Genomic DNA, 21,384 nt, shown 5'->3' with positions numbered 1-21,384 from the left:
CCGTCAGGCGATGCCGTCGGAGTCGCGGGCCGCGGCCCACAGGTCGATGCCCGAGTCGACCGCATGCCGGTCGATGGCCGCGAGCTCGTCGTCGGACAGCTCGAGGCGCTCGGTGGCGGCCACGTTGGCCCGCACCTGCTCCGCGCTGCTGGCCCCGACGAGCACCGACGTGACCTCGGGGCGGCGCAGCGCCCACGTCAGCGCGAGCTGGGCGAGCGTCTGGCCGCGGTCGCGGGCGATGGCGTCGAGGGCGCGGACGTGCTCGAGGGCCTCGTCGGTCAGCAGGTCGGTCGACAGCGACTTGCCCTGGCTGGCGCGGGAGCCCTCCGGCACGCCGCCGAGGTACTTGTCGGTCAGCATCCCCTGCGCCAGCGGCGAGAAGGCGATGCACCCGACTCCGAGCTCGCCGAGGGTGTCGAGCAGGCCGCGGGTCTCGATCCAGCGGTTGAGCATGGAGTACGACGGCTGGTGGATGAGCAGCGGCGTCCCCAGCTCGTCGAGGATGCGCGCGGCCTCGCGCGTGCGCTCCGCGGAGTACGACGACACCCCGACGTAGAGCGCCTTGCCGCTGCGCACGATCTGGCCGAGGGCGCCCATCGTCTCCTCGAGCGGCGTCGTCGGGTCCGGGCGGTGGTGGTAGAAGACGTCGACGTGGTCGAGCCCCATCCGCCTCAGCGACTGGTCGAGGCTGGAGACGAGGTGCTTCCGCGAGCCGCCGACCTGGCCGTACGGGCCGGGCCACATGTCCCAGCCCGCCTTCGAGGAGATGACGAGCTCGTCGCGCAGGTCGCGGAAGTCGGTGCGCAGGTGCCGCCCGAAGTTCTCCTCCGCCGCGCCGTAGGGCGGCCCGTAGTTGTTGGCCAGGTCGAAGTGCGTCACGCCGAGGTCGAAGGCGGTGCGCAGGATCTCGCCCTGCCGGTCGAACGGCACGTCGTCCCCGAAGTTGTGCCACAGCCCGAGGCTGACGGCCGGCAGGTCGAGGCCGCTGCGGCCGGTACGGCGGTAGGGCAGGACGTCGTAGCGGTCCGGGGCCGGCGTGTAGGTCATGGACCCCATCCTGGCGGGGCGGCGCAACGCGGCACCGCCCGGTCGCGCCGCCGTACCGGCGCAAAACGCGGCCTTCCTTGCGCGCGGCTTGAGCAAGCCGCCTCCCGCCCGAAAGTAAAATCTGCGACGCCGCGCCGCAGCACCGAGGCCGGCGTCCAGGTCGAGTCCGACCGGGGCCCCGACCTCCCCCGACCTGGAGCGCCCGATGAGCACCGACCCGAGCGCGGCCGTCCTGCTCGTCGGGGACGACCGGATGGTGACGTGGGGCATCCGGATGCTGGTGGCCGCCAGGCCCGCCACGCCCCTGCTCGGCACGGTGCCGCTGTCCGCGCGACCCGTCCGGGCCCCGCGCGGACCGGACGGCGTGCCGCTCGTCGTCGTGCTCGTCGAGCCGGACGTGTCCGAGGTCGCCGCGCTGGCCGCCCACTTCCGCGCGCTCGCGCCCGGCGCCCGGCTCCTCGCGGTGCTGCGCCCCGTCGACATCGAGACCTGCGACCCGACGGACCTCGACGGCGTGCACGGCTGCGTGTCCAGCGGGTGCGAGCAGGCGGCGCTCGCCTCGGCCCTGGACGCGGTCGCGGCGGGCTTCCCGGTCCACGACCCCCGGCTGTTCGCGGACCGGGCGGTGGCCGGCGGCCAGGAGGTGGGCTCCCGGGTCCTCCTGCTGTCCGACCAGCAGCGCGCGGTGCTCGCCCTCATCCGCGACGGGCGCAGCAACCGGGACATCGCGCGCCGGCTGCAGCTCTCGGAGAGCACGGTGAAGAACCACGTCACGCAGCTGCTCCTGCGCCTCGAGGTCGGGAACCGGATCCAGGCCGCCGTGCTGGCGGCGCAGGCGCCCGCCTGAGCCTGATCGACCTCCTCACCCGTACGGGTGGGACACCCGCAGTCGGGGGTGACGGATGGTGACCACGCGCGTACCGTCGAAGGAAATCGCCCTCGAGAGCCCGGGGACGGCACGACCGTTCGAGGGAACTCCCGATGATGGCGAAGAACGACGACTTCGAGATACGCCTGGAGCCCGACGGCTCCGTCCTCCACGTCCGCGGTGTCGTGGACCAGCTGAGCGGCCCCGACCTGCGCGAGTTCCTGGAAGCGCGAGTCGGCGGCAGCGGCCCCCTGACCGTGGACCTCGCCGACGTGGACATCCTGCTGGCCGCCGGGCTGCGCGAGCTCGACGCCGGCGTGCGGTCCGTGCGCGAGCGGGGTGCGCTGGTGGACGTCCGCGCCCCCGAGGGCACCATGGCCCACCGGGTGCTGGACGTCGCCCGACGCCTCAGCACGCAGACGGCGCCGGGGTACACCACCGGCCGCGCCACCGGGCTCGTCGAGGCCTGAACGCAGGTGCTCCTCCGCCCCCGCGCGTCTACCAGCGCGGGGGCGGAGGGCGCAGCGGTGCACGCCGCGCGAACCGTGTGACCTTCGTCTCCAAACCGCCCGCTGAGGCCCTCTCGATGTGCGTCGCGCACCTGCAATCGGTCTAATCGCAGGGTGAGCGAACCAGTCGACGTAGTGCTGATCGGTGGCGGCATCATGAGCGCGACCCTCGGGTCGTTGCTGCAGCAGCTGGAGCCGGAGTGGGACATCAAGGTCCTGGAGCGGCTCGACTCGCTCGCCCAGGAGAGCTCGGACGCGTGGAACAACGCGGGCACCGGCCACTCGGCCCTGTGCGAGCTCAACTACACCCCCGAGAAGGCCGACGGCTCGATCGACATCACCTCCGCGGTGAAGGTCAACGAGCAGTTCCAGCTCTCGCGCCAGTTCTGGACGTTCCTCGTGCAGAGCGGGCGGCTCCCCGAGCCCCGCGCGTTCATCACCCCCACGCCGCACATGAGCTTCGTGTGGGGCGCCGGCAACGTCGCCTACCTGCGCAAGCGGTACGACGCGCTGCGCGACCACCCGCTGTTCGCCGGCATGGAGTTCTCCGACGACCCCGAGGTCATCCGCACCTGGGCCCCGGCGCTCGTCGAGGGCCGCCAGGGCGACGAGCCCGTCGCCGCGACGTACGCCGCCGCGGGCACGGACGTCGACTTCGGCTCGCTGACCCGCCTGCTCACCACCTCGCTCGTGGAGGGCGGCGCGGAGCTGCGCACCGGTGCCGACGTGCGCTCGCTCAAGCGGGCCGAGGACGGCACCTGGGTCGTGCGCGGCAAGCAGCGCGGCGAGAAGTTCGAGCTGCGCGCGCGCTTCGTCTTCGTCGGCGCCGGCGGCGGCGCGCTGACGCTCCTGCAGAAGTCGCGCATCGCCGAGATCCGCGGCTTCGGCGGGTTCCCCGTGAGCGGCGAGTTCCTCCGCACCCGCAACCCCGAGGTGGTCGGCGAGCACCACGCCAAGGTCTACGGCAAGGCCGCCGTCGGCGCGCCGCCCATGTCGGTGCCGCACCTCGACACCCGCGTCGTCAACGGCGAGCCGAGTCTGATGTTCGGTCCGTACGCCGGGTTCAGCCCGCGCTTCCTGAAGAACGGCTCGCTGTTCGACCTGCTGAAGTCGGTGCGACTGCACAACCTGGTGCCGATGCTCCAGGTGGCGGTGCGCAACCTCGACCTCGTGCGCTACCTGCTCGGCCAGCTCGTCGCGCGCCGCAGCACGAAGTTCGCCGAGCTGCAGGCGTTCTACCCCGCCGCCCAGCCGGGCGACTGGGAGAAGATCGTCGCCGGCCAGCGCGTGCAGGTCATCAAGAAGGACCCGGAGAAGGGCGGTGTGCTGCAGTTCGGCACCGAGGTCGTGGCGGCCGCCGACGGCTCCATCGCGGGTCTGCTGGGCGCCTCGCCGGGCGCGTCGACGGCGGTCGCGATCATGCTCGACCTGCTCGAGCAGTGCTTCCCCGACCGCTGGGCCGCCTGGGAGCCGACGCTCGGCGCGATGGTGCCCAGCAACGGCGCCCCGCTGGCCTCCGACCCCCAGCGCGCCCGCGAGCTGATGGTCGCCACGTCCCAGGCCCTCGGCCTCGACGACGACGGCGGCGACCCCGGCGACGGCGGCCTGCGCGCCTCCGCCTGAGTCGCCCCGCACAGTCGCGACCGCCCCCGACGCCTCGGCGTCGGGGGCGGTCTGCGTCCGGGGACGGGTCCGCCGTACCCGAGGGAGCCGGTGTTCGGCGCCCGGGGCCACAATGGCGCCCATGAGCGAGACCACCTGGACGACGTCGGGCGACTACGAGGACATCATCTACTCCACGACGGAGGACGGGATCGCCAAGATCTCGATCAACCGCCCCGAGGTGCACAACGCGTTCCGCCCGCAGACGCTGATCGAGGTCTCCCACGCCCTCGACGTGGCCCGCGAGGACGAGGGCATCGGGGCGATCATCCTGACCGGCGAGGGCGGCAAGGCGTTCTGCTCCGGCGGCGACCAGCGGGTGCGCGGCGACTCGGGCTACAAGACCGACCCGGGCGCCACGGGGCGCTTCCACGTCACCGACCTGCACGTGCAGATGCGCCGCTGCCCCAAGCCGATCGTGGCCTCGGTGGCCGGCTGGGCCATCGGCGGCGGCCACGTGCTCCACCTCGTCTGCGACCTCACCATCGCGGCCGACAACGCCCGCTTCGGGCAGGTCGGGCCGAAGGTCGGCTCGTTCGACGGCGGGTACGGCGCGAGCATCCTCTCCGACCTCGTCGGCCCGAAGAAGGCCAAGGAGATCTGGTTCCTCTGCCGTCAGTACGACGCGCCGGAGGCCCTGTCGATGGGTCTGGTCAACACCGTCGTGCCGCTGGCCGACCTCGAGGCCGAGACCCTCAAGTGGTGCCGCGAGATGCTGGCCCTCTCGCCCTGGGCGGTGCGCCTGTCCAAGCTGTCGTTCCACGCCCACGAGGACGGCTACGCCGGCATCCAGCAGCTCGCCCACGACGCGAACCTGCTGTTCTACGGCCAAGCCGAGGCGCAGGAGGGTCGCGAGGCGTTCAAGGCGAAGCGCACGCCAGACTTCACGCAGTTCCCCCGCCGCGCCTGAGCGCCCGGCGTTCGTGGTGGCAGCGCCGCGGAATCCCTGGCGCTGCTACCACGAACCGGCGGACGTGGCGGCTCGGCGGGCCCTAGGGTGCGGGACGTGGAGCGACGCGTGGCCTCCAGGGTGCTGACCCTGCTGCTCGCCGGCCGTCGTGCGTGATCGTGGCCCGCGACGTCGCCGGGAGCACCCGCGAGGACTGGATCGCCGCCGCCCGCTTCCTGTCGACCTACGGCGCCGGGGCCGTCGTGGCGTCAGCGGCGCTGTTCGCCGTGCTGCGGCTCGTCACCGGGGCCGTCGTCGTACGGCGGGCCGCCCCCGCGGCGCCCCCGCCCGAGCCGGACGCCTCCCCGGGCGACTGAGCGCCCGGCATTCGTGGTGCCAGCGCCACGGAAACCCTGGCGCTGCTACCACGAACGGGGTCCGGGACCTCAGACCCCGCGGAACACCGGCGTGCGCTTCTCGCTGCGGGCGGCGGCGGCCTCGCGGACGTCCTCGCTCGCCCAGCAGGCGGCGAAGGTGCGCGCGACGTCCTCGTCGCTGCCGCCGTTGAGCACCAGCTTGTTGTGGGCCAGCGTCAGCGGCGCCAACGTCGCGATCTCGGCGGCCCAGGCCAGGGCGTCGTCGAGGGTGCCGGTGCGGTCGACGAGGCCGTACCGCACCGCCTCGTCCACGTCGACCGTCTCGGCGGCGAGCATGAGCCGCCGCGCGAGCCCCCCGCCGGCGACCTCCTGCAGGGTGCGCATCGTCCAGGCGTCGACGGCCATGCCGTTGCGCGCGGTCGGTACGCCGAAGCGCGCGCCCGCGTCGGCCACGCGCAGGTCCGCCGCCAGCGCCAGCTGGGTGCCGGCGCCGATGGCCGGACCGTTCACCGCCGCCACGACCGGCACCGGCAGGCGGGTCAGGCCGTGGAGCATCCCGTAGAGCGCCTCGAGGAACTCGTCGCCGTACACGCCCCCGAGGTCGGCGCCCGAGCAGAACGACGAGCCCTCGCCGGTCAGCACCAGCACGCGGGCGCCGGCGTCGACCTCCTCCTGGGCCGCCGCCGCTATCGCGCGGCACAGCTCGAGGGAGAGCGCGTTGCGGCGCTCGGGGCGCTGCAGGGTCAGGAGCGAGACGGATCCGTCACGGGTGGTGGCGAGCACCCCCGCAGCCTAGGACGCACCCGCCATACGCCGACCGGGCGCCCGGACCACGGAAGGCCCGGCCCCCCGGTCAGGCCCGCCGCGCCAGGGTCAGCGCGAAGTCCCCGGGCGCGTCGGTCCACGCCCTCACGACGACGAACCCCGCACCCGCCAGCTCGGCCGCGACCTGCTCGCGGCTGAACTTCGTCGAGATCTCCACCTGGATCTCCTCCCCGGAGCCCAGGTCGAGCTCGAGCCCGGCCCCCGGGATCCGCACGTGCTGCGGCCGGTCGCTGCGCACGCGCAGGTCCATCCGGCCCAGCCGCGGGTCCCACAGCGGCGCGTAGGAGAACGCGTCGAGGTCGAAGTCGGCGTCCAGCTCGCGGTTGAGCACCCGCAGCGTGTTGAGCACGAACCGCTCGGTGACGCCGCTGGCGTCGTCGTACGCCGCCACGAGCCGCTCGACCGGCTTGAGCAGGTCGGTGCCCAGCAGCAGCCACTCGCCCGGCTCGAGCGAGTCGGCGAGCGCGCCGAGGAAGGCGCCGCGCTCCTCGACGTACAGGTTGCCGATCGTGCTGCCGAGGAACGCCACGACCCGGCGGCCCACCTCCGGTCCGCGGGGCAGCCGAGCCAGGTGGGTCGTGAAGTCCCCGACCACGGGGGTGACCTCCAGGCCGGGGTGACGGTCGGCGATGCGGACCGCCGCGTCCTGCAGCGTGGCCTCGGCGACGTCGAGCGGCACGAAGCCCCGCAGCGGCCCGTGGCTGCGGCCGGAGTCCGTCAGCGCGTCGAGCAGCAGCCGGGTCTTGTCGCTCGTGCCCGACCCCAGCTCGACGAGCGTCGCCGCGTCGCAGGCCGCGGCAATGGCGGGTGCGTGCTCGGCGAGGATCGAGCGCTCGGCCTCGGTCGGGTAGTACTCCGGCAGCCGCGTGATGGCGTCGAACAGCTCGGAGCCGACGTCGTCGTAGAGCCAGCGCGGCGGCAGCCGCAGCGGGCGCGACCCGAGCCCCCGGCGGACGTCGGCGGCGAGGGCCTCCGTGGCGGTGCTCATCGGCCCACCCCCACCGGGGCGCCGCCGTCGGCGAGCCGCACGCCCGACAGCGCCCAGCGGGAGGCGTGCGGGAAGAAGTTGCGGTACGTCGTGCGGGCGTGGCCCGGCGGGGTCAGCGCGCAGCCGCCCCGCAGCACCATCTGGTTCGACATGAACTTGCCGTTGTACTCCCCGATCGCCCCCTCGGGCGGGTGGAAGCCCGGGTAGGCGTGGTAGGCCGACGAGGTCCACTCCCAGCAGTCGCCGTGCACCTGCCGCAGCCGCGGCCCGCCCGCAGCGGCGGGCGCGGCCGGGCGCGGGTGCCACGTCGCGGTGTCGGCGAGGTTGCCCGCGACGACCTCGGCCTGGCCGTCGGTGACGACCGCGTGCTCCCACTCCGCCTCGCTCGGCAGCCGCGCCCCCGCCCAGGACGCGAACGCGTCGGCCTCGTAGAAGCTGACGTGCGCCACCGGCAGCGTCGGGTCGACCGGCCGCGTGCCGTGCAGGGTGTGCTCGAACCAGGCCCCGTCGCGCTCGGTCCAGTAGAACGGCGCACGCCAGCCCTCCGCCTTGACGCGCCCCCAGCCGTCGGAGAGCCACAGCTCGTGCCGCGCGTACCCGTCGTCGGCCATGAACGCCATCCACTCGCCGTTGGTGACGAGGCGGTCCGCGAGGCGGTAGGGCTCCAGCCACTGCCGGTGGCGCGGCAGCTCGTTGTCGAAGCAGAAGCCGTCGCCGGTGTGTCCCACCTCGACGAGTCCGCCCTCGACGTCGACCCAGCCCATCGGGCCGGGGTCGGCCGCGGCGAGCGGGCCGGGGGCGCCGGCGTACACCGGCTCCATCGGGTTGCGCGAGAGCACGTGCTTGATGTCCATCAGGAGCAGCTCCTGGTGCTGCTGCTCGTGGTGGAACCCGAGCTCGACGGTCGGCAGCAGCCGCCGCAGCGTGCCCTCGTCGGCGTCCGCGAGCACGGCCCGCACCCGCTCGTCGACATTGCGGCGGAACGCGCCGACCTCGTGGGCCCCCGGCCGGGTGACGAGCCCGCGGTCGGGGCGGGAGTACCGCGGGCCCAGGGACTCGTAGTAGCTGTTGAAGAGGAACCAGTACCGGTCCTCGTACGGCGCGAAGCCCGGCTCCGCGTCGGCCAGCAGGAACGTCTCGAAGAACCACGTCACGTGCGCCCGGTGCCACTTCGTCGGGGAGACGTCGGGCATCGATTGCACCGTCTGGTCCTCGGGCGAGAGGGGCTCCGCGAGCCGCTCCGTGTGGGCCCGCACCGCGTCGTACCGCGCCAGCAGAGCGTCGACGGCGCCGTACGAGCCGAGGGCGTCGTCGACCACGCCGTCCAGTGCGGTGTCGGGGGAGGGGTCGGTCGCAGTCATCGCCGCGTCCTTTCGCCGGGGGCCGGGGATCGGGGACCGGCCGAGGTAAAGACTGCCTCGCCGCACCGACGTTCGGTAGCCCGCCGGGTTGCCGTGAGGTGGTCAGCCGGTGTTGCGGAGGCCGGCCGCGATGCCGTTGATCGTCAGCAGCAGCGCCCGCCGCACGTCCGGGTCCGGCTCTTCCCCCTCGGGTACGGCGCGTGCCCGCCGCAGCAGCGACACCTGCAGCGCGTGCAGGGGGGCGAGGTAGGAGTCGCGCAGCTCGAGCGTGCGCCGCAGGACGGGCGCGTCCTGCAGCAGCGACGACTGGCCCGTGACGGCGAGGACCTGCTCGACGGTGCGCCCGTGCTCCGCTCGCACCACGTCGAGCAGGCCGGCCCGGTCGTCGGGCACGAGCGCCGCGACGTACTCCGCCGCGATGGCGAGGTCGGTCTTGGCCAGGGTCATCTGCACGTTCGAGAGGAAGGTGCGGAAGAAGGGCCAGGAGCCGTACATCTCGCGCAGCGTCTCCTCGTGCCCGGCCTCGACCGCGGCCGCGAGGCCCGACCCCACGCCGTACCAGCCGGGGAGGATGAACCGCGACTGCGTCCAGCCGAAGACCCACGGGATGGCCCGCAGGTCGTCGAGGCCACCGGCGCCGCCGGGGCGCTTGGCCGGCCGGGACCCGATGTTCATCCGGCCGAGCTCGTCGACGGGCGTCGCGGCGACGAAGAACGGCACGAGGGCCGGGTCGCGCACGAGCGCGCGGTAGGCGTCCTGCCCCGCCGCGGCGACGACGTCCATGGTGCCGTCCCACCGCTCGCGGACCTCGGCCGGCGACCGCGAGGTGCGGTGCAGCAGCGTCGCCTCGACGACCGCGGCCAGGGCCCCCTCCAGGTTGCGGCGCCCCAGGCCCGGCAGGCCGTACTTGTCGGAGATGACCTCGCCCTGCTCGGTGATCTTGATCGAGCCGGTGAGCGAGCCGTCGGGCTGGCTGGTGATCGCCTCGGCGGTCGGGCCGCCGCCCCGGCCGACCGAACCCCCGCGGCCGTGGAACAGGCGCAGTCCGACGCCGTGGCGGGCGGCCACGTCCCGCAGGGCGCGCTGCGCGCGGTGGATCTGCCACTGCGAGGCGGCGATGCCGGCGTCCTTCGAGGAGTCGGAGTAGCCGAGCATGATCTCCTGGACGTCGCCGCGGGCCGCGACGACCCGTCGGTACGACGGCTCCGAGAGCAGCGCGTCCAGCAGCGGTCCGGCCGCCTCGAGCTCGGCGACGGTCTCGAACAGCGGCGCGAAGCCGATCCGCGCCGTCGCCTCCTCGCCGCCGAGGTCGACCAACCCCACCTCGCGGGCCAGCACGACGACGGCGTACAGGTCGTCCACGTCGTGCGTCATGGAGACGATGTAGGTCTCGATGACGCCGTCGCCGTAGGTGTCGAGCGCCGCGCGGATGGTGCGCACCAGGTCCAGCGACGCGGTGGCGGCCTCGCCGAGGCCGGTGGTGCCCGCGCCGGTGAGCGGACGCCGAGCCGCCATCTCGCGGCGCAGCACCGCGATGCGGGCGGGGCGGTCGAGGTCGGCGTACGGGCGGTCGAGCTCGCCGGTGCGGTCCAGCAGCTCGCCGAGCGCCGCGTGGTGGCGGGCCGAGTGCTCCCGGACGTCGAGCGTGGCGAGGCCGGCGCCCAGGGCCACGGCCGTGCGCAGCAGGCGCAGGATCGCGCCGTCCCCGGTGAGGCGGTCGCCCGCGGCCAGCATCGAGTCCCGCACGAGCGCGAGGTCGGCCACGAGGTCGTCGAAGGACAGGTAGTCGCGACCGGGCTCGTGCGGCCTGCCCTCGCGCAGCCGGTCGCGGGTGCGCAGCAGGCGGACGCGGACGAAGCTGAGCTTGAGGCGGTAGGGCTCCTCGGCGTTGAGCCGACGGACGCTCTCCCAGGTGACGGGCAGGGCGCGGGCGTCCTCCTCGACACTGGCCAGCAGCGCGGGCGACGGCTGGACGACCCGGGTGGACGCCGTCATCTCGGTGAGCAGCTCGTCCGTGGCGGTGACGAGCTCGGCCAGTCCGGCGGCGTGCTGCAGGTGCAGGACGTCCAGGGTGACCGCCGGGGTGACGTTCGGGTTGCCGTCGCGGTCGCCGCCGGCCCACGTGCCGAAGCGCAGCGGCCGGGCGGTCGCGGGGAGGGCGACGTCGAGGGTGGCCAGCTGGCGGTCGAGCTCCTCGAGCAGCTCGGGCACGACCTCGCCGGCCAGGGAGCGCAGGTAGTACACGGCCGTGCGGGCCTCGTCGCCCGGCTCGGGACGGGCCACCCGCAGCTCGTCGGTCTGCCAGAGCAGGTCGACGAGCTCCGCGAGGCGCCGCTCGTCGCGGGCGCGCAGGGACGCGGACCGGCGGGGGTCCTCGAGCGCCTCGACGACCTCGGCGACCTTGCGCAGGAGCCGCAGCACCGTGCGGCGGCTGGACTCGGTGGGGTGGGCGGTGAAGACGGGGCGGTACTCGACCCGGCCGAGCAGCTCACCGAGCTCCTCGCGCGACAACGAGCCCTCCTCGAGCGCGGCGGCGATGCGGCCGACGGTCGCCGCCAGCGGGCCCTCCTCGTCGACCTCCTCCTGCCAGCGGTGCAGCTGCTCGGTGGTGTTGACGAGCTGGAAGTACGCCGTGAACGCCCGCGCCAGCAGCACGGCGGTGGCCGGCTCGACCGCGTCGAGCACCGAGCGGAGGTCGGCGTCGCTCGGCTGGCGGGCGAGGTGACGCACGCGCTCGACGAGATCGAGCACCTCGGCGCCCTCGTGCCGGGCGACGGCCTCGCCGAGCAGCGTCGTCAGCTGGCGCACGGAGGCCCGCAGCGCCGCATGGGTCGAGTCCGAGCGGACGCCGCCGCCGAAGGTCGATGCGTCGGGCGTCCTGCTCGTCTCGCTCGTCATGGGCGCCAGTGTGGTGGGCCCGTGTGACGTGCTCGTGACGAAGTCCACCCTCCGGTTGCCTCAGGTCGCCGCCCGGCGGGCCGATCTGGCCCTACGCTCGCGAACCCCCCTGCCGCGAGCCGGCTCGCTCTCGGATGGAGGTGCCCCGTGAGGCACGTTCGGCATCGTTCCCGCGCGCAGGACCAGCGCGGCGCCGTCGCCGTGATGGTCGGCCTGCTCGTCGCGCTCGTGCTCGCCATCACCTCGCTCGTCGTCGACATCGGCATGCAGCGCGTCATGCGCCGGGACCTGCAGGCCGTCGCGGACGTCGCGGCGCTCGACGCGTCGCGCCACCTCGACGGCCGCACCGGCGCGCAGGTGCGCACCGCGGTGGCCGACGAGGTGCAGCAGGCCCTGACCCGCAACGGCGACTCCCTGGGCGAGCCCCCGACGCTCTCCTTCGAGCTGGGCGAGATGACGGTCACGGGCACGTTCCGGCCGGTGCTCGACTCCGCCGTGCCGACCGCCGTGCGCGTCACCGCCGCCTCGTCGGTGGGGTACGTCGTCGCGGACGGCGACGGCCTCGCCTCCCGCTCGGCGGTGGCCGCCTCGACCTCCTCGGCGTGCTACCAGGTCGGCTCGTACGCCGCGCTCGTCCGCACGGGCCGCTCGCCGCTGCTCAACCCGGTGCTGCGCCGGATCGGCCAGAGCAACGCGACGCTGGCGGCGCTCGACTACACCGGCCTGGCCGCGGTCGCCGTCAACCTCGACCGGCTCGCCGCCGAGCTGGGCGTCGGCACCCTCAACCAGCTCGCCAGGACGACCGTGAGCGCCAAGAGCTACTACCTGGCCGTGCTGAACGCGCTGCCCGCGGGCACCAGCGGCACGACCGTCACCGCGCTCAACGCCCTGCGCACCTGGGTGAACGCCAACGTGACCCTCGACGTGGGCCGCATCCTCGGCGTCGCCACCGGCTCCGGCGCGGTGCTCGGGGCGCGCTACAACGCGCTCGACCTCGTCGCCGGCTCGATGCTGCTCATCAACGGGCAGAACACCCTCAACCTCTACACGGGTGCGCTGCTGCCGGGCCTGGCGAACACCAACATCGCGCTGAAGCTCATCCAGGGGCCGCGGCAGTTCTGCGGCCGCCCGGGGGAGCCGAACTCCACGGCGCGACCGGGCGACACCGAGCAGCTCGGCGTGCACGTCGACACCTCGCTCAACCCGTCCAACGTGGTCGTCGGGCTCGCCTCGGTCCCCGGCATCGTCTCGGCGCCGGTGAACCTCACCGTCCACCAGCCCAACCACCTGGGGCTCGACCTCTCGCTCGCGCCGACGCAGACGACGTTGAAGCGCATCGTGTGCGGCGACCCCGCCAGCGCCACCTTCGAGGTGCGCAACGGTCTCGCGACCGTGAAGTTCCAGACGCCGATCCGCACCTCCCTGCGGGTCAAGGTCAAGCTGCTCGGCATGGTCTCGCTGGCCGAGGTGCAGGTCGACGTGAACGCCACGGTCAACGTCACCGCCACCATCAGCCCGTCGGGCAACGCCGACTACACGATCACGGTGCCGCCCCGGCAGTTCGACACCGCCTACCCGACGACCACCGGCGGCATCACCGCCGCCCCGCCGACCGTCAACGCCGGCGCCAGCGTCGTGGCCCACCTGGGGCTGCTCAACGGCACCCTCGGCGCCTGGGTGGGGCTCAGCACGGCGGAGGCCAGCGCGTTCCTCGACGCGTCGGTCAAGGGAGCGGTCAACGCGCTCCTCGACCCGGGCAACCCCACGAGCCTCAGCAACGGCCTCATCAACCCGCTGCTCGCCCTCGCCGGCACGGAGGTCGCCGGAGCGCGGCTCTCGCTCGACAGCGCGCCCGCCATGCGGTGCGGGGTGCCCGCTCTGCGGGGCTGACCGGCCCCGGACGTGGAACGTGGTGGGAGCGCCACGGATCTCCTGGCGCTCCCACCACGAACGGGGGGGTACGGCGGGGCTCAGCCCTCGCCGAGGGCGGCGGCCACGCGGCGGTGGGCCTCCCAGATCTCCTCGGGCAGCCCGGTGAACTGGCGCAGGTGCTCCTCGCGGAACCCGATCTCCTGGCGCCACCGCTCCGTGTCGATCGACAGGATGCGCTCGAGGTCGGCGTCGGGCACGTCGAGGCCCGACAGGTCGAGCTCCTCGCGCGTCGGGATCGTGCCGACCGGCGTCTGCTGTCCGGAGACCTCGCCGTTCTTCAGCTGCACGAGCCACAGCAGGGCGCGCAGGTTCTCGCGGTAGCCGGGCCACAGGAAGTGGCCGTCCTCGGCGTCGCGCTGGAACCAGTTGACGTGCGCGAAGATCGGCTGGTCGCTGGCCCGGCCGACGATGTCGAGCCAGTGCTTCGCGTAGTCCGCCTCGGCGTACGACATGAACGGTCGCATCGACATGGGGTCGTAGCGCAGCTGGCCGTCGAGCCCGTCGGCGGCGAACGTCGCCTCCGCGCCGAGGGTGAGGCCGTCGTACACGCCCTCGGCCACGTCGGTGATCGCCCGCACCAGCGGCTCGCGGTCGCGGGTGCGCCCGCCGAAGATGATCGCGTCGAGCGGCACGCCCTCGGGCGCCTCGAAGTCGGGCGCGACGTTGGGCACGTTCGCCAGCGTCGTGGTGAAGCGGCTGTTGGGGTGGGCCCAGGGCGCGCCCTGCTCGCTCTCGGAGCGGTCCGCGATCGCGTCGCCCTTCCAGTCGAACCAGCCCGTGACGTCGGCCGGCGGCTCGGGCGTCTTGCCCTCCCACCACACCTCCTGGGTGGAGGGGTTGTAGGCCACGTTCGTGAAGATCGTGCCGGTGCCGTCCGCGATGGACTCGAGCGCCGTCGGGTTCGTCAGCTCGTTGGTGTCCTTCGCGACGCCGAAGACGCCGTTCTCCGGGTTCATCGCGTAGAGCCGGCCGTCCGCGCCGGGCCAGATCCAGGCGATGTCGTCGCCGTAGAACTCGACGTGGTAGCGGTCGCCCAGGGCTTCGGGGGCCAGCGTCATCGCCAGGTTCGTCTTGCCCGACGCGCTCGGGAAGCCGCCCGCCACGTGGTAGCGGCGGCCCGTCTCGCGGTCGGTGATGCCCAGCAGCATGAACTGCTCCGAGAGGAACTCGCCCGAGGCCCAGCCGTCGAACGCCGCCTGGCGCAGGCCGTGGGCGATCTTGCCGAGCAGGGCGTTGCCGCCGTAGGACGACCCGAAGTGCAGGATCGTGCGCTCGTCGGCGACCGTCACGAAGTAGCGCTGGTCGTCGGGGGTGCCCTGGCCGTGGCTCTCCAGGTCGCCGGCGACGTGGACGGCGCGGACGAACGAGTCCGGGTCGGCCAGCTCGTTGATGTAGGAGACCTCGACGCGCGCCATGCGGATCATGTGGAGCACGACGGTGCGGGTGTCGGTGAGCTCGACGCCGGCGGCGAAGCGCTCGAGCGGCGAGCCCTGCGGCGCCATGAGGTAGGGGACGACGTACATCGTGCGGCCCTCGAGCTGGCCCCGCATCTTCGAGGTGAGCAGCTCCTTCATCTCCGCCGCGGGCCGCCAGTTGTTGTAGACGCCCTGGTGGGCCTCGTCGTTGGTCGCGACGATCGTGCGCTCCTCGGAGCGCGCCGTGTCCTTGTGGTAGCTGCGGGAGTAGTAGCGCCCCTCGCCGGCGGGCTGGAGCTCGCCGGCCTCGAGGGCCTCGGCGACGAGGCGGGCGTCGTCGGAGGAGCTGACCACCTCGATGCGCGCGGCCCCGGTCACCTCCGCCCAGTGCTCGACGTACTCCCGCACGTGCGGGTTGGTCAGGCCGGCTTCGTCGAGCGCCGCTGCCACGTTCACCATGATGCCCGGATCCTCTCCGTCGGCGCACTGCGTAAGTGCGCTGCGTCAGTGTGCCGCTGATGCTCGCACACGCCCGGGAGTGCGGGACCCCGGCCCCTGCGCGTGATACTCGGTCCCGGTTTGCCAGCGGGCGCCCGCGCCCAGCACAGTCCAGCCCGTGAACGCCGTCGAGCCCGTGCCCCACTCGACCGCCGAGAACGTCCTCGGCGTCCTGACCGGCACCTTCGTCGTGTCCCTCGGCCTGCTCCTCCTGCGCGAGGTCGACGCCGTCACCGGCGGTACGGCGGGGCTCGCCCTCCTGCTCAGCTACGCCGTCGCCGTGCCGTTCGGGGTGCTCTTCGTCGGCGTGAACCTGCCGTTCTTCGCGCTCGCGGTGGCCAAGAAGGGCTGGGCGTTCACGCTGCGCAGCCTCGCGTGCGTCGTGCTCGTCAGCTCCTTCTCCGAGCTGCACCAGCGGATGGCGTCGTTCGCCGACCTGGCGGCGCCGTACGCCGCGGTGGCGGGCAACCTGCTCATCGGCATCGGGCTGCTCATCGTCTTCCGCCACGGCGCGAGCCTCGGCGGGTTCAACGTGGTGGCCCTGCTGCTGCAGGAGCGGCTGGGCTGGCGCGCCGGCTACGTGCAGATGGTGCTCGACGTCGCCGTCGTGCTGGGCGGCCTCACCGTGGTGCCCGTGGAGAACGTGCTGCTCTCCGCGGTGGGCGCGGCCGTGCTGAACCTGGTGCTGGCGCTCAACCACCGGCCCGGGCGCTACCTCGGCACCTGAGCAGGCCCCGGCCCCGGGCGTCCGGGCTCAGCAGGCGCCCCAGATCCCCCGGTCGCCGTCGCGGGCCGCCGTCTGCGCCGCCGCGTACGCACCGTGCCGCTGCGGCTCGGTGTCGAACACGTAGACCTCCGCCCAGCCGGCGGCCAGCACGGCCTCGCCGAGGTCGGTGCCGTCGGCGGTCTCGACGTAGCGCAGCAGCCGGTCGTAGCGGTCGGTGTCGTCCTGCGTCGGGTCGGCCACGAGGCGCAGGGCGTCGCCGGGGCGCACGAGGTCGGCCACGAGCGCCGAGGCCTCCGGCCCGCCGCACTCGACGTCGCCGTGCACCTCCGGGGTGTCGATGCCGACGAGGCGCACCCGCTCCTCGGCGCCGGTGACGGTGCGCACGCGCAGCGTGTCGCCGTCGGTGACGGCGACCAGGGTCGCCGACGTCGCGGGCGTCGTACCGGCACCGGGGTCGGGCTCGCCCGGACCCCCCGGCCCGCCCGCGCCGTCCTGGGCCGAGCGGCCCGCCAGCCAGACGGCCAGCACGGCGACCGCCGCGAGCACCACCGCCACACCCCGACCTCGCACGGACCCTCCTCGGTCACCGAGTTCTGCCGACGGCCCCTGCAGACGCCGGTCGGCGGCACCCTCGGGGGTGCCGCCGACCGGACGGAGCGGAGCGGGGGGTGGCGCTCAGACGCGACCGAAGGTCACGTTCGAGGTCCAGATGCGCTCGAGCTTGACGCGCTCGCCGCTGCCCGGGGCGTGCCACACGTTGTTGTTCCCGGCGTAGATCGCGACGTGGTAGACGCGGCCGCCGCTGCGGAAGAACACCAGGTCGCCGGTCTTCACCGAGGCGCGGCTGATCTGGTGCACCGACGACGCCATCTGGCTCGAGGTGCGCGGCAGGTCCTTGCCGACCTTGTCGTAGACGTAGCCCACGAAGCCGGAGCAGTCGAACCCGCTGCTCGGGGTGGTGCCGCCGTAGCGGTACTTCACGCCCCGCAGGGCCTGCGCGGCCTTGAGCACGCGGTAGTTGCGCTGGTCGATCTGGCGCTCGTAGGAGGCCTTGGCCGACGAGCTCATGCCGGCCGGGTACGCCGCGGCGGGCTCGGCCGTCACGCCGACGCTGAGCGCGGCGCTGGAGACGACCGCCGCGACGGCCAGGCCGGTCGCGGTGGCGGAGCGACGGACGACGCCGGGGCCGGCCGTGGTGGCGCGGGGGGCGGTGAGCCGGGCCCGGCCGTCGGCGCGGTGGCGGGGGGCCGCCGCGGTGTCGGGGGAGGTGGTGACGCCGGCGGCGTGGACGCGCGCAGGCATGACGGGGGAAAGAGACATCTCGGGTTCCTCGGCGACGCCTGCGAAAGATGACCTGTCGGGTTCGGACTGCCGTTGTCCGGGCCGGGCCGCATCGCTGCGACTACCGACCTTCACCCCGAGCCGCACCCCCGAGGGGCGGCGTACTGCTGGGTCTCCCGTGCCCGCCACGCGCTGGACGCGATCAGTTTCTCCCCAGGTCGTGGCGGGCCTCGGCGCGTCCTGGGCGGCCCCGCCGACGCGGCGAGGACTTACAGCCGTCCACTGTGAGGGCTGCTCCCTTGAACCGGCAAGTGACGTCCGGTGTTGCGTGCGTCACTCCGCAAGACCATCAGGTGGGCGCCCGGCCGGCCGACGCGGGCGCCGGGACCGTGCGCCGGAGCGGCGCGGCGGGCCCTCCCGTCTAGGGTGCTCGTCATGGCAGCGGGGGACGGGACCTGGCGCGAGTACGACGCCGTGGAGCTGCCGCGGGTGCTCCAGGGCGCCCTCGAGGCCTTCGCCGAGCAGGGCTACCACGGCGCGTCGATCCGGGAGCTGGCCGCGCGCGCCGGACTGTCGGTACCCGGTCTCTACCACCACCACGCGTCGAAGCAGGACATCCTCCGTGCCCTGCTCGACGCGGTGCTCACCGACCTGCTGCGCCGCTGCACCGACGCGCTCGCCAGCACCGGGGACCACCCGGCGGAGCGCTTCGACGCCCTCGTCGAGTGTCTCCTGCGCTTCCACATGTTCCGCACCGAGCACGCCTTCGTCGCGACGAGCGAGCTGCGCAGCCTCACGCCGGCCAACCGCGAGCACGTGGTCGGCCTGCGCGACGCGCTGCAGCACCTCCTCGACGACGTGGTCGAGGAGGGCGCCGCGGACGGCACGTTCACCACGCCGTACCCGAAGGCGGCGAGCCGCGGTGTCGCGACGCTCTGCCTGGGGGTGGCGTCCTGGTACCGCCCCGACGGCCCGTTGAGCCCTGACGAGCTGGTGCGGCGCCACCTGACGCTCGCCCGCGGCATCGTCAACGGCCGCGACTAGCGGTCCTCAGCGCGGCGCCATCCGCAGCGCGCCGTCCATGCGGACGACCTCGCCGTTGAGGTAGTCGTGGTCGATGATCGCGAGGGCGAGCTGGGCGAACTCGTCGGGGCGGGCGAGACGCTGCGGGAACGGGACGCCGGCCGCGAGCCCGGCCCGGAACTCGTCGGACACGGTGGCGAGCATCGGGGTCTCGACGATGCCGGGCGCGATGACGTTGACGCGGATGCCGTGCTGGGCGAGGTCACGCGCCGCCGGGAGCGTGAGGCCGACGACCCCGCCCTTCGAGGCGGAGTACGCCGCCTGCCCGACCTGGCCGTCGAACGCGGCGATCGACGCGGTGTTGACGATCACGCCCCGGGCGCCGTGCTCGAGCTCGGGGGTGGCGGCGATCTGCTCGGCGGCGAGCGTCATCACGGTGAAGGTGCCGACGAGGTTGATCTGCACGACCTTCGCGAACAGGCCGAGGTCGTGGGGGCCCTTGCGGGACAGGATCCGGGCCGACGGGCCGATGCCGGCGCAGTTGACGACGGTGCGCAGCGGCGCGCCCTCCGCGGCGGTGGCCACGGCGGCCGCGACCTGCTCGGCGTCGGTGACGTCGGTCGGCAGGTAGGTGACGCCGTCGACCGACGGCGCGGCCTGGACCGCCGAGCCCAGGTCGAGGCCGAAGACGTGCGCGCCCTTCGCGGCGAGGGCGGCGGCGGTGGCCGCGCCGAGCCCGGAGGCGGCGCCGGTGACGATGGCGGCGGTGTCGGCGAGCTGCATGGGTGGGTCTCCTCGGAGGTGGGTCGTGCGGTGGGGGTACGGCGGACGGGTGCGGGGGAGCGGTACCCGCGTCAGCGGGCGACGACCAGCCCGGCGTCGGGCTTCGCGTCGAGCGAGCGGGCGATCACCATGCGCTGGATCTGGTTGGTGCCCTCGAAGATCTGCATGACCTTCGCCTCGCGCATGTAGCGCTCGAGGGGGAAGTCGCGGGTGTAGCCGACGCCGCCGAGCACCTGCACGCCGTCGGTGGTCACCTTCATGGCGTTGTCGGTGGCGACGAGCTTGGCGACCGAGGCCTCGCGGCTGAAGGGCAGGCCCTGGTCGCGCAGGCGGGCGGCGTGCAGCGTGACGGCGCGGGCGGCGTGCACGGCTGCCTCCATGTCGGCGAGCACGAAGCCCAGCCCCTGGTGGTCGATGATGCGACGGCCGAACGCCTCGCGCTGCTGCGCGTAGGCCAGTGCGGCGTCGAGGGCGCCCTGCGCCAGCCCCGTGGCCACGGCCGCGATGCCGAGGCGGCCGGAGTCGAGGCCCGCCAGCGCGATCCGCAGCCCGTCGCCCTCCGCGCCGAGGCGCCGCTCGACGGGCACCCGCACGCCCTGGAGCAGCATCGTGGCGGTGGTCGAGCCCATCAGGCCCATCTTGCGCTCGGGGTTGTCGGCGACGAGGCCGGGCGTGTCCGCGGGCACGAGGAAGCACGAGATGCCGTTGCGCTCGTCGGACGTGCGCGCCATGACCTTGTAGAAGTCGGCCTGGCCGCCGTGCGTCGTCCACGCCTTGGCCCCGTCGAGCACGTACGCGTCGCCGTCGCGGCGCGCCGTCGTCCGCATGGCCGCGGGGTCGGAACCGGCGTGGGCCTCGGAGAGGCAGTAGGCGCCGAGCATCTCGCCGCCGAGCATGTCGGGCAGCCACTGGTGCTTCTGCTCCTCGCTGCCCCAGGTGGCGAGGCCGAAGCAGGACAGCGCGTGCACGGAGACGCCGACGCCGACGCTGGCCCAGGCCCGCCCGATCTCCTCGAGCACCTGGAGGTAGACCTCGTAGCTGACGCCGCCACCCCCGACCTCCTCCGGGTAGGGCAGGCCGAGGATGCCGGCCTGGCCGAGCAGGCGGAACACGTCGCGGGGGAAGGCGGCGTCCTCCTCGGCCTGCGCGGCACGCGGGGCGAGCTCCTTGGCGACGAGCTCGCGCACGAGGGCGAGCAGGTCGGCGGACTCCTGGTCGGGGAGCAGACGACGGGCGGGCATGGCTTCCTCCTGGCGGTCCCGGGCCCCGACGGGGCGGCTGGACGGTGCGGCGGTGACGATACTGTGAAGAGTCCTGCGGTATCGTGCAGCGTACGGTACGACGGACGGAGGAGGCGAGGGGATGGCGGGCACGACGCGGCCGCAGCGCACGGCGCGGCAGCAGCAGCTGCTCGACCGGTTGGTCGACCTCTGCGAGGCCGAGGGCTTCGCGGCCTTCACCCTCGACGAGCTGACGGTGCGGCTGGGCTGCTCCAAGACGACGCTCTACTCCCTCGCCGGCTCCAAGCAGGAGCTGGCGGTCGAGGTCGTGCGGGAGTCGTTCCGGCGGGCGGTCGACATCGTCGAGACCCGGCTCGCGGGCGTCGAGGGCGCCGCGGCCCGCATCGAGACCTACCTGCGCGCCGTGGCCGACCGGCTGCAGTCGCTGTCGGAGGTCTTCCTCGCCGACATCGCGCGCCTGCCCGCCACCGACGCGGTCTACCGGCGCAACACGCAGGCCGCGGCCGAGCGGATCCGCGGGCTGATCGCCGAGGGCGTGGCGTCGGGGGAGCTGCGCCAGGTGCACGCGGCGTTCGTCGGGGAGATGGTCGCCGCGACCATGTTCGAGATCCAGCGGGGGCGGATGTTCGAGCGCCTCGAGCTCGCCGACGCGGAGGCCTACGCGGAGCTCGCGACCTTCGTCGTGCAGGCGCTCACCGACTGAGCCGGGGTACGGCGGGGCGGCGCGGGCCGGCGCGGGCCGGCGGGGCTCAGGCCTCCTCGGCGATCCGCTGGTGGTGGTGGATCACCTCGGCGATGACGAAGTTGAGGAACTTCTCGGCGAACACGGGGTCGAGCCCCGCGGCCAGGGCGAGCTCGCGCAGTCGTGCGATCTGACGCTCCTCGCGGGCCGGGTCGGCCGGGGGCAGGTCCTCGCGCGCCTTCAGCACCCCGACCTGCTGGGTGCACTTGAAGCGCTCGGCCAGCAGGTGCACGAGGGCGGCGTCGATGTTGTCGATGCTCGAGCGCAGCGCGGCCAGCTCGGGCGGGACGGGCGGCACGGAGGCGGAGGTCACGGCCA

The 21,384-nt window shown here is 73.9% G+C and carries 20 protein-coding genes; 9 read left to right on the top strand and 11 right to left on the bottom strand.

The genetic code is table 11. From position 1 onward, the window contains the following. Positions 1-3: 3 nt before the first annotated feature. Positions 4-1,056, bottom strand: a complete 1,053-nt coding sequence (mgrA, locus tag INN71_RS13920; protein ID WP_277497750.1) for an L-glyceraldehyde 3-phosphate reductase — start codon at positions 1,054-1,056, stop codon at positions 4-6. A gap of 196 nt (positions 1,057-1,252) precedes the next feature. Between mgrA and INN71_RS13915 the strand changes: the two genes are divergently transcribed. The 5 genes from INN71_RS13915 to INN71_RS13895 all read left to right on the top strand — a co-directional run bounded on the left by INN71_RS13915 (position 1,253) and on the right by INN71_RS13895 (position 5,352). Then, a complete protein-coding gene (locus INN71_RS13915) occupies positions 1,253-1,894 on the top strand; it encodes a response regulator transcription factor (RefSeq protein ID WP_277497751.1) in 642 nt (213 codons plus the stop codon). Between the two features lie 134 nt (positions 1,895-2,028). Further along, a complete protein-coding gene (locus INN71_RS13910) occupies positions 2,029-2,385 on the top strand; it encodes a hypothetical protein (protein ID WP_301800860.1) in 357 nt (118 codons plus the stop codon). Positions 2,386-2,487: 102 nt separating this feature from the next. Continuing rightward, positions 2,488-4,047 (top strand): malate:quinone oxidoreductase, encoded by a 1,560-nt coding sequence (locus INN71_RS13905; protein WP_277497805.1) that lies wholly within the window; start codon positions 2,488-2,490, stop codon positions 4,045-4,047. 121 nt (positions 4,048-4,168) lie between these two features. Then, on the top strand, positions 4,169-4,996 hold the full coding sequence (menB, locus tag INN71_RS13900) for a 1,4-dihydroxy-2-naphthoyl-CoA synthase (RefSeq protein ID WP_277497753.1): 828 nt from the start codon (positions 4,169-4,171) through the stop codon (positions 4,994-4,996). Positions 4,997-5,154: 158 nt separating this feature from the next. Beyond that, the gene (locus tag INN71_RS13895; RefSeq protein WP_301800857.1) at positions 5,155-5,352 is read left to right on the top strand and encodes a hypothetical protein; all 198 of its coding nucleotides are present in this window, start codon (positions 5,155-5,157) and stop codon (positions 5,350-5,352) included. Positions 5,353-5,421: 69 nt separating this feature from the next. Here INN71_RS13895 and INN71_RS13890 read toward each other — a convergent pair whose 3' ends face one another. The 4 genes from INN71_RS13890 to ppc form a co-directional block, all read right to left on the bottom strand. Further along, positions 5,422-6,135 carry an enoyl-CoA hydratase gene (locus INN71_RS13890; RefSeq protein ID WP_277497755.1) on the bottom strand — a complete coding sequence of 238 codons (714 nt, stop codon included), beginning with the start codon at positions 6,133-6,135 and terminating at the stop codon, positions 5,422-5,424. 70 nt (positions 6,136-6,205) lie between these two features. Further along, positions 6,206-7,165: an L-histidine N(alpha)-methyltransferase gene (gene egtD, locus INN71_RS13885; RefSeq protein ID WP_277497756.1), complete on the bottom strand. Its 960-nt coding sequence runs from the start codon at positions 7,163-7,165 to the stop codon at positions 6,206-6,208. Further along, positions 7,162-8,526, bottom strand: coding sequence for an ergothioneine biosynthesis protein EgtB (egtB, locus tag INN71_RS13880; RefSeq protein ID WP_277497757.1), 1,365 nt, complete (start codon positions 8,524-8,526; stop codon positions 7,162-7,164). Before egtB ends, egtD begins: the two co-directional genes overlap by 4 nt. A gap of 102 nt (positions 8,527-8,628) precedes the next feature. Next, a complete protein-coding gene (gene ppc / locus INN71_RS13875) occupies positions 8,629-11,424 on the bottom strand; it encodes a phosphoenolpyruvate carboxylase (RefSeq protein WP_277497758.1) in 2,796 nt (931 codons plus the stop codon). Between the two features lie 147 nt (positions 11,425-11,571). Between ppc and INN71_RS13870 the strand changes: the two genes are divergently transcribed. Continuing rightward, positions 11,572-13,314: a pilus assembly protein TadG-related protein gene (locus tag INN71_RS13870; protein WP_277497759.1), complete on the top strand. Its 1,743-nt coding sequence runs from the start codon at positions 11,572-11,574 to the stop codon at positions 13,312-13,314. An 80-nt stretch (positions 13,315-13,394) separates the two neighbouring features. Here INN71_RS13870 and INN71_RS13865 read toward each other — a convergent pair whose 3' ends face one another. Continuing rightward, complete coding sequence (locus tag INN71_RS13865; protein ID WP_277497760.1) at positions 13,395-15,230, bottom strand: phosphoenolpyruvate carboxykinase (GTP); 1,836 nt, start codon at positions 15,228-15,230, stop codon at positions 13,395-13,397. 157 nt (positions 15,231-15,387) lie between these two features. Here INN71_RS13865 and INN71_RS13860 point away from each other — a divergent pair, with 157 nt between their 5' ends. Next, on the top strand, positions 15,388-15,996 hold the full coding sequence (locus INN71_RS13860; RefSeq protein WP_277497761.1) for a YitT family protein: 609 nt from the start codon (positions 15,388-15,390) through the stop codon (positions 15,994-15,996). A 27-nt stretch (positions 15,997-16,023) separates the two neighbouring features. Here INN71_RS13860 and INN71_RS13855 read toward each other — a convergent pair whose 3' ends face one another. Both INN71_RS13855 and INN71_RS13850 read right to left on the bottom strand, forming a co-directional pair. Continuing rightward, positions 16,024-16,566 (bottom strand): thermonuclease family protein, encoded by a 543-nt coding sequence (locus INN71_RS13855; protein ID WP_277497762.1) that lies wholly within the window; start codon positions 16,564-16,566, stop codon positions 16,024-16,026. 105 nt (positions 16,567-16,671) lie between these two features. After that, the gene (locus INN71_RS13850; protein ID WP_277497763.1) at positions 16,672-17,316 is read right to left on the bottom strand and encodes a C40 family peptidase; all 645 of its coding nucleotides are present in this window, start codon (positions 17,314-17,316) and stop codon (positions 16,672-16,674) included. Between the two features lie 396 nt (positions 17,317-17,712). Here INN71_RS13850 and INN71_RS13845 point away from each other — a divergent pair, with 396 nt between their 5' ends. Next, positions 17,713-18,321, top strand: coding sequence for a TetR/AcrR family transcriptional regulator (locus INN71_RS13845; protein WP_277497764.1), 609 nt, complete (start codon positions 17,713-17,715; stop codon positions 18,319-18,321). Between the two features lie 6 nt (positions 18,322-18,327). On the opposite strand, the gene INN71_RS13840 is transcribed toward INN71_RS13845, so the two are convergent. Continuing rightward, positions 18,328-19,083, bottom strand: coding sequence for an SDR family NAD(P)-dependent oxidoreductase (locus INN71_RS13840; protein WP_277497765.1), 756 nt, complete (start codon positions 19,081-19,083; stop codon positions 18,328-18,330). 71 nt (positions 19,084-19,154) lie between these two features. Further along, positions 19,155-20,324: an acyl-CoA dehydrogenase family protein gene (locus INN71_RS13835; protein WP_277497766.1), complete on the bottom strand. Its 1,170-nt coding sequence runs from the start codon at positions 20,322-20,324 to the stop codon at positions 19,155-19,157. Positions 20,325-20,445: 121 nt separating this feature from the next. On the opposite strand from INN71_RS13835, the gene INN71_RS13830 reads away from it, so the two are divergent. Further along, complete coding sequence (locus INN71_RS13830) at positions 20,446-21,027, top strand: TetR/AcrR family transcriptional regulator (protein WP_277497767.1); 582 nt, start codon at positions 20,446-20,448, stop codon at positions 21,025-21,027. Between the two features lie 46 nt (positions 21,028-21,073). On the opposite strand, the gene INN71_RS13825 is transcribed toward INN71_RS13830, so the two are convergent. Further along, positions 21,074-21,364: a chorismate mutase gene (locus INN71_RS13825; RefSeq protein WP_301800871.1), complete on the bottom strand. Its 291-nt coding sequence runs from the start codon at positions 21,362-21,364 to the stop codon at positions 21,074-21,076. Positions 21,365-21,384: the final 20 nt, after the last annotated feature.

Source organism: Nocardioides sp. ChNu-153, from assembly GCF_030466625.1.
Taxonomy (GTDB): Bacteria; Actinomycetota; Actinomycetes; order Propionibacteriales; family Nocardioidaceae; genus Nocardioides.
This window is presented reverse-complemented; position numbering and strand designations above follow the sequence as displayed.

Bases quoted from the DNA above. Each gene is read 5' to 3' on its own strand.
- mgrA (WP_277497750.1), bottom strand. From the start codon at position 1,056: ATGGGGTCCATGACCTACACGCCGGCCCCGGACCGCTACGACGTCCTG.
- INN71_RS13915 (WP_277497751.1), top strand. From the start codon at position 1,253: ATGAGCACCGACCCGAGCGCGGCCGTCCTGCTCGTCGGGGACGACCGG.
- INN71_RS13910 (WP_301800860.1), top strand. From the start codon at position 2,029: ATGATGGCGAAGAACGACGACTTCGAGATACGCCTGGAGCCCGACGGC.
- menB (WP_277497753.1), top strand. From the start codon at position 4,169: ATGAGCGAGACCACCTGGACGACGTCGGGCGACTACGAGGACATCATC.
- egtD (WP_277497756.1), bottom strand. From the start codon at position 7,165: ATGAGCACCGCCACGGAGGCCCTCGCCGCCGACGTCCGCCGGGGGCTC.
- egtB (WP_277497757.1), bottom strand. From the start codon at position 8,526: ATGACTGCGACCGACCCCTCCCCCGACACCGCACTGGACGGCGTGGTC.
- ppc (WP_277497758.1), bottom strand. From the start codon at position 11,424: ATGACGAGCGAGACGAGCAGGACGCCCGACGCATCGACCTTCGGCGGC.
- INN71_RS13865 (WP_277497760.1), bottom strand. From the start codon at position 15,230: ATGGTGAACGTGGCAGCGGCGCTCGACGAAGCCGGCCTGACCAACCCG.
- INN71_RS13850 (WP_277497763.1), bottom strand. From the start codon at position 17,316: ATGTCTCTTTCCCCCGTCATGCCTGCGCGCGTCCACGCCGCCGGCGTC.
- INN71_RS13845 (WP_277497764.1), top strand. From the start codon at position 17,713: ATGGCAGCGGGGGACGGGACCTGGCGCGAGTACGACGCCGTGGAGCTG.
- INN71_RS13840 (WP_277497765.1), bottom strand. From the start codon at position 19,083: ATGCAGCTCGCCGACACCGCCGCCATCGTCACCGGCGCCGCCTCCGGG.
- INN71_RS13835 (WP_277497766.1), bottom strand. From the start codon at position 20,324: ATGCCCGCCCGTCGTCTGCTCCCCGACCAGGAGTCCGCCGACCTGCTC.
- INN71_RS13830 (WP_277497767.1), top strand. From the start codon at position 20,446: ATGGCGGGCACGACGCGGCCGCAGCGCACGGCGCGGCAGCAGCAGCTG.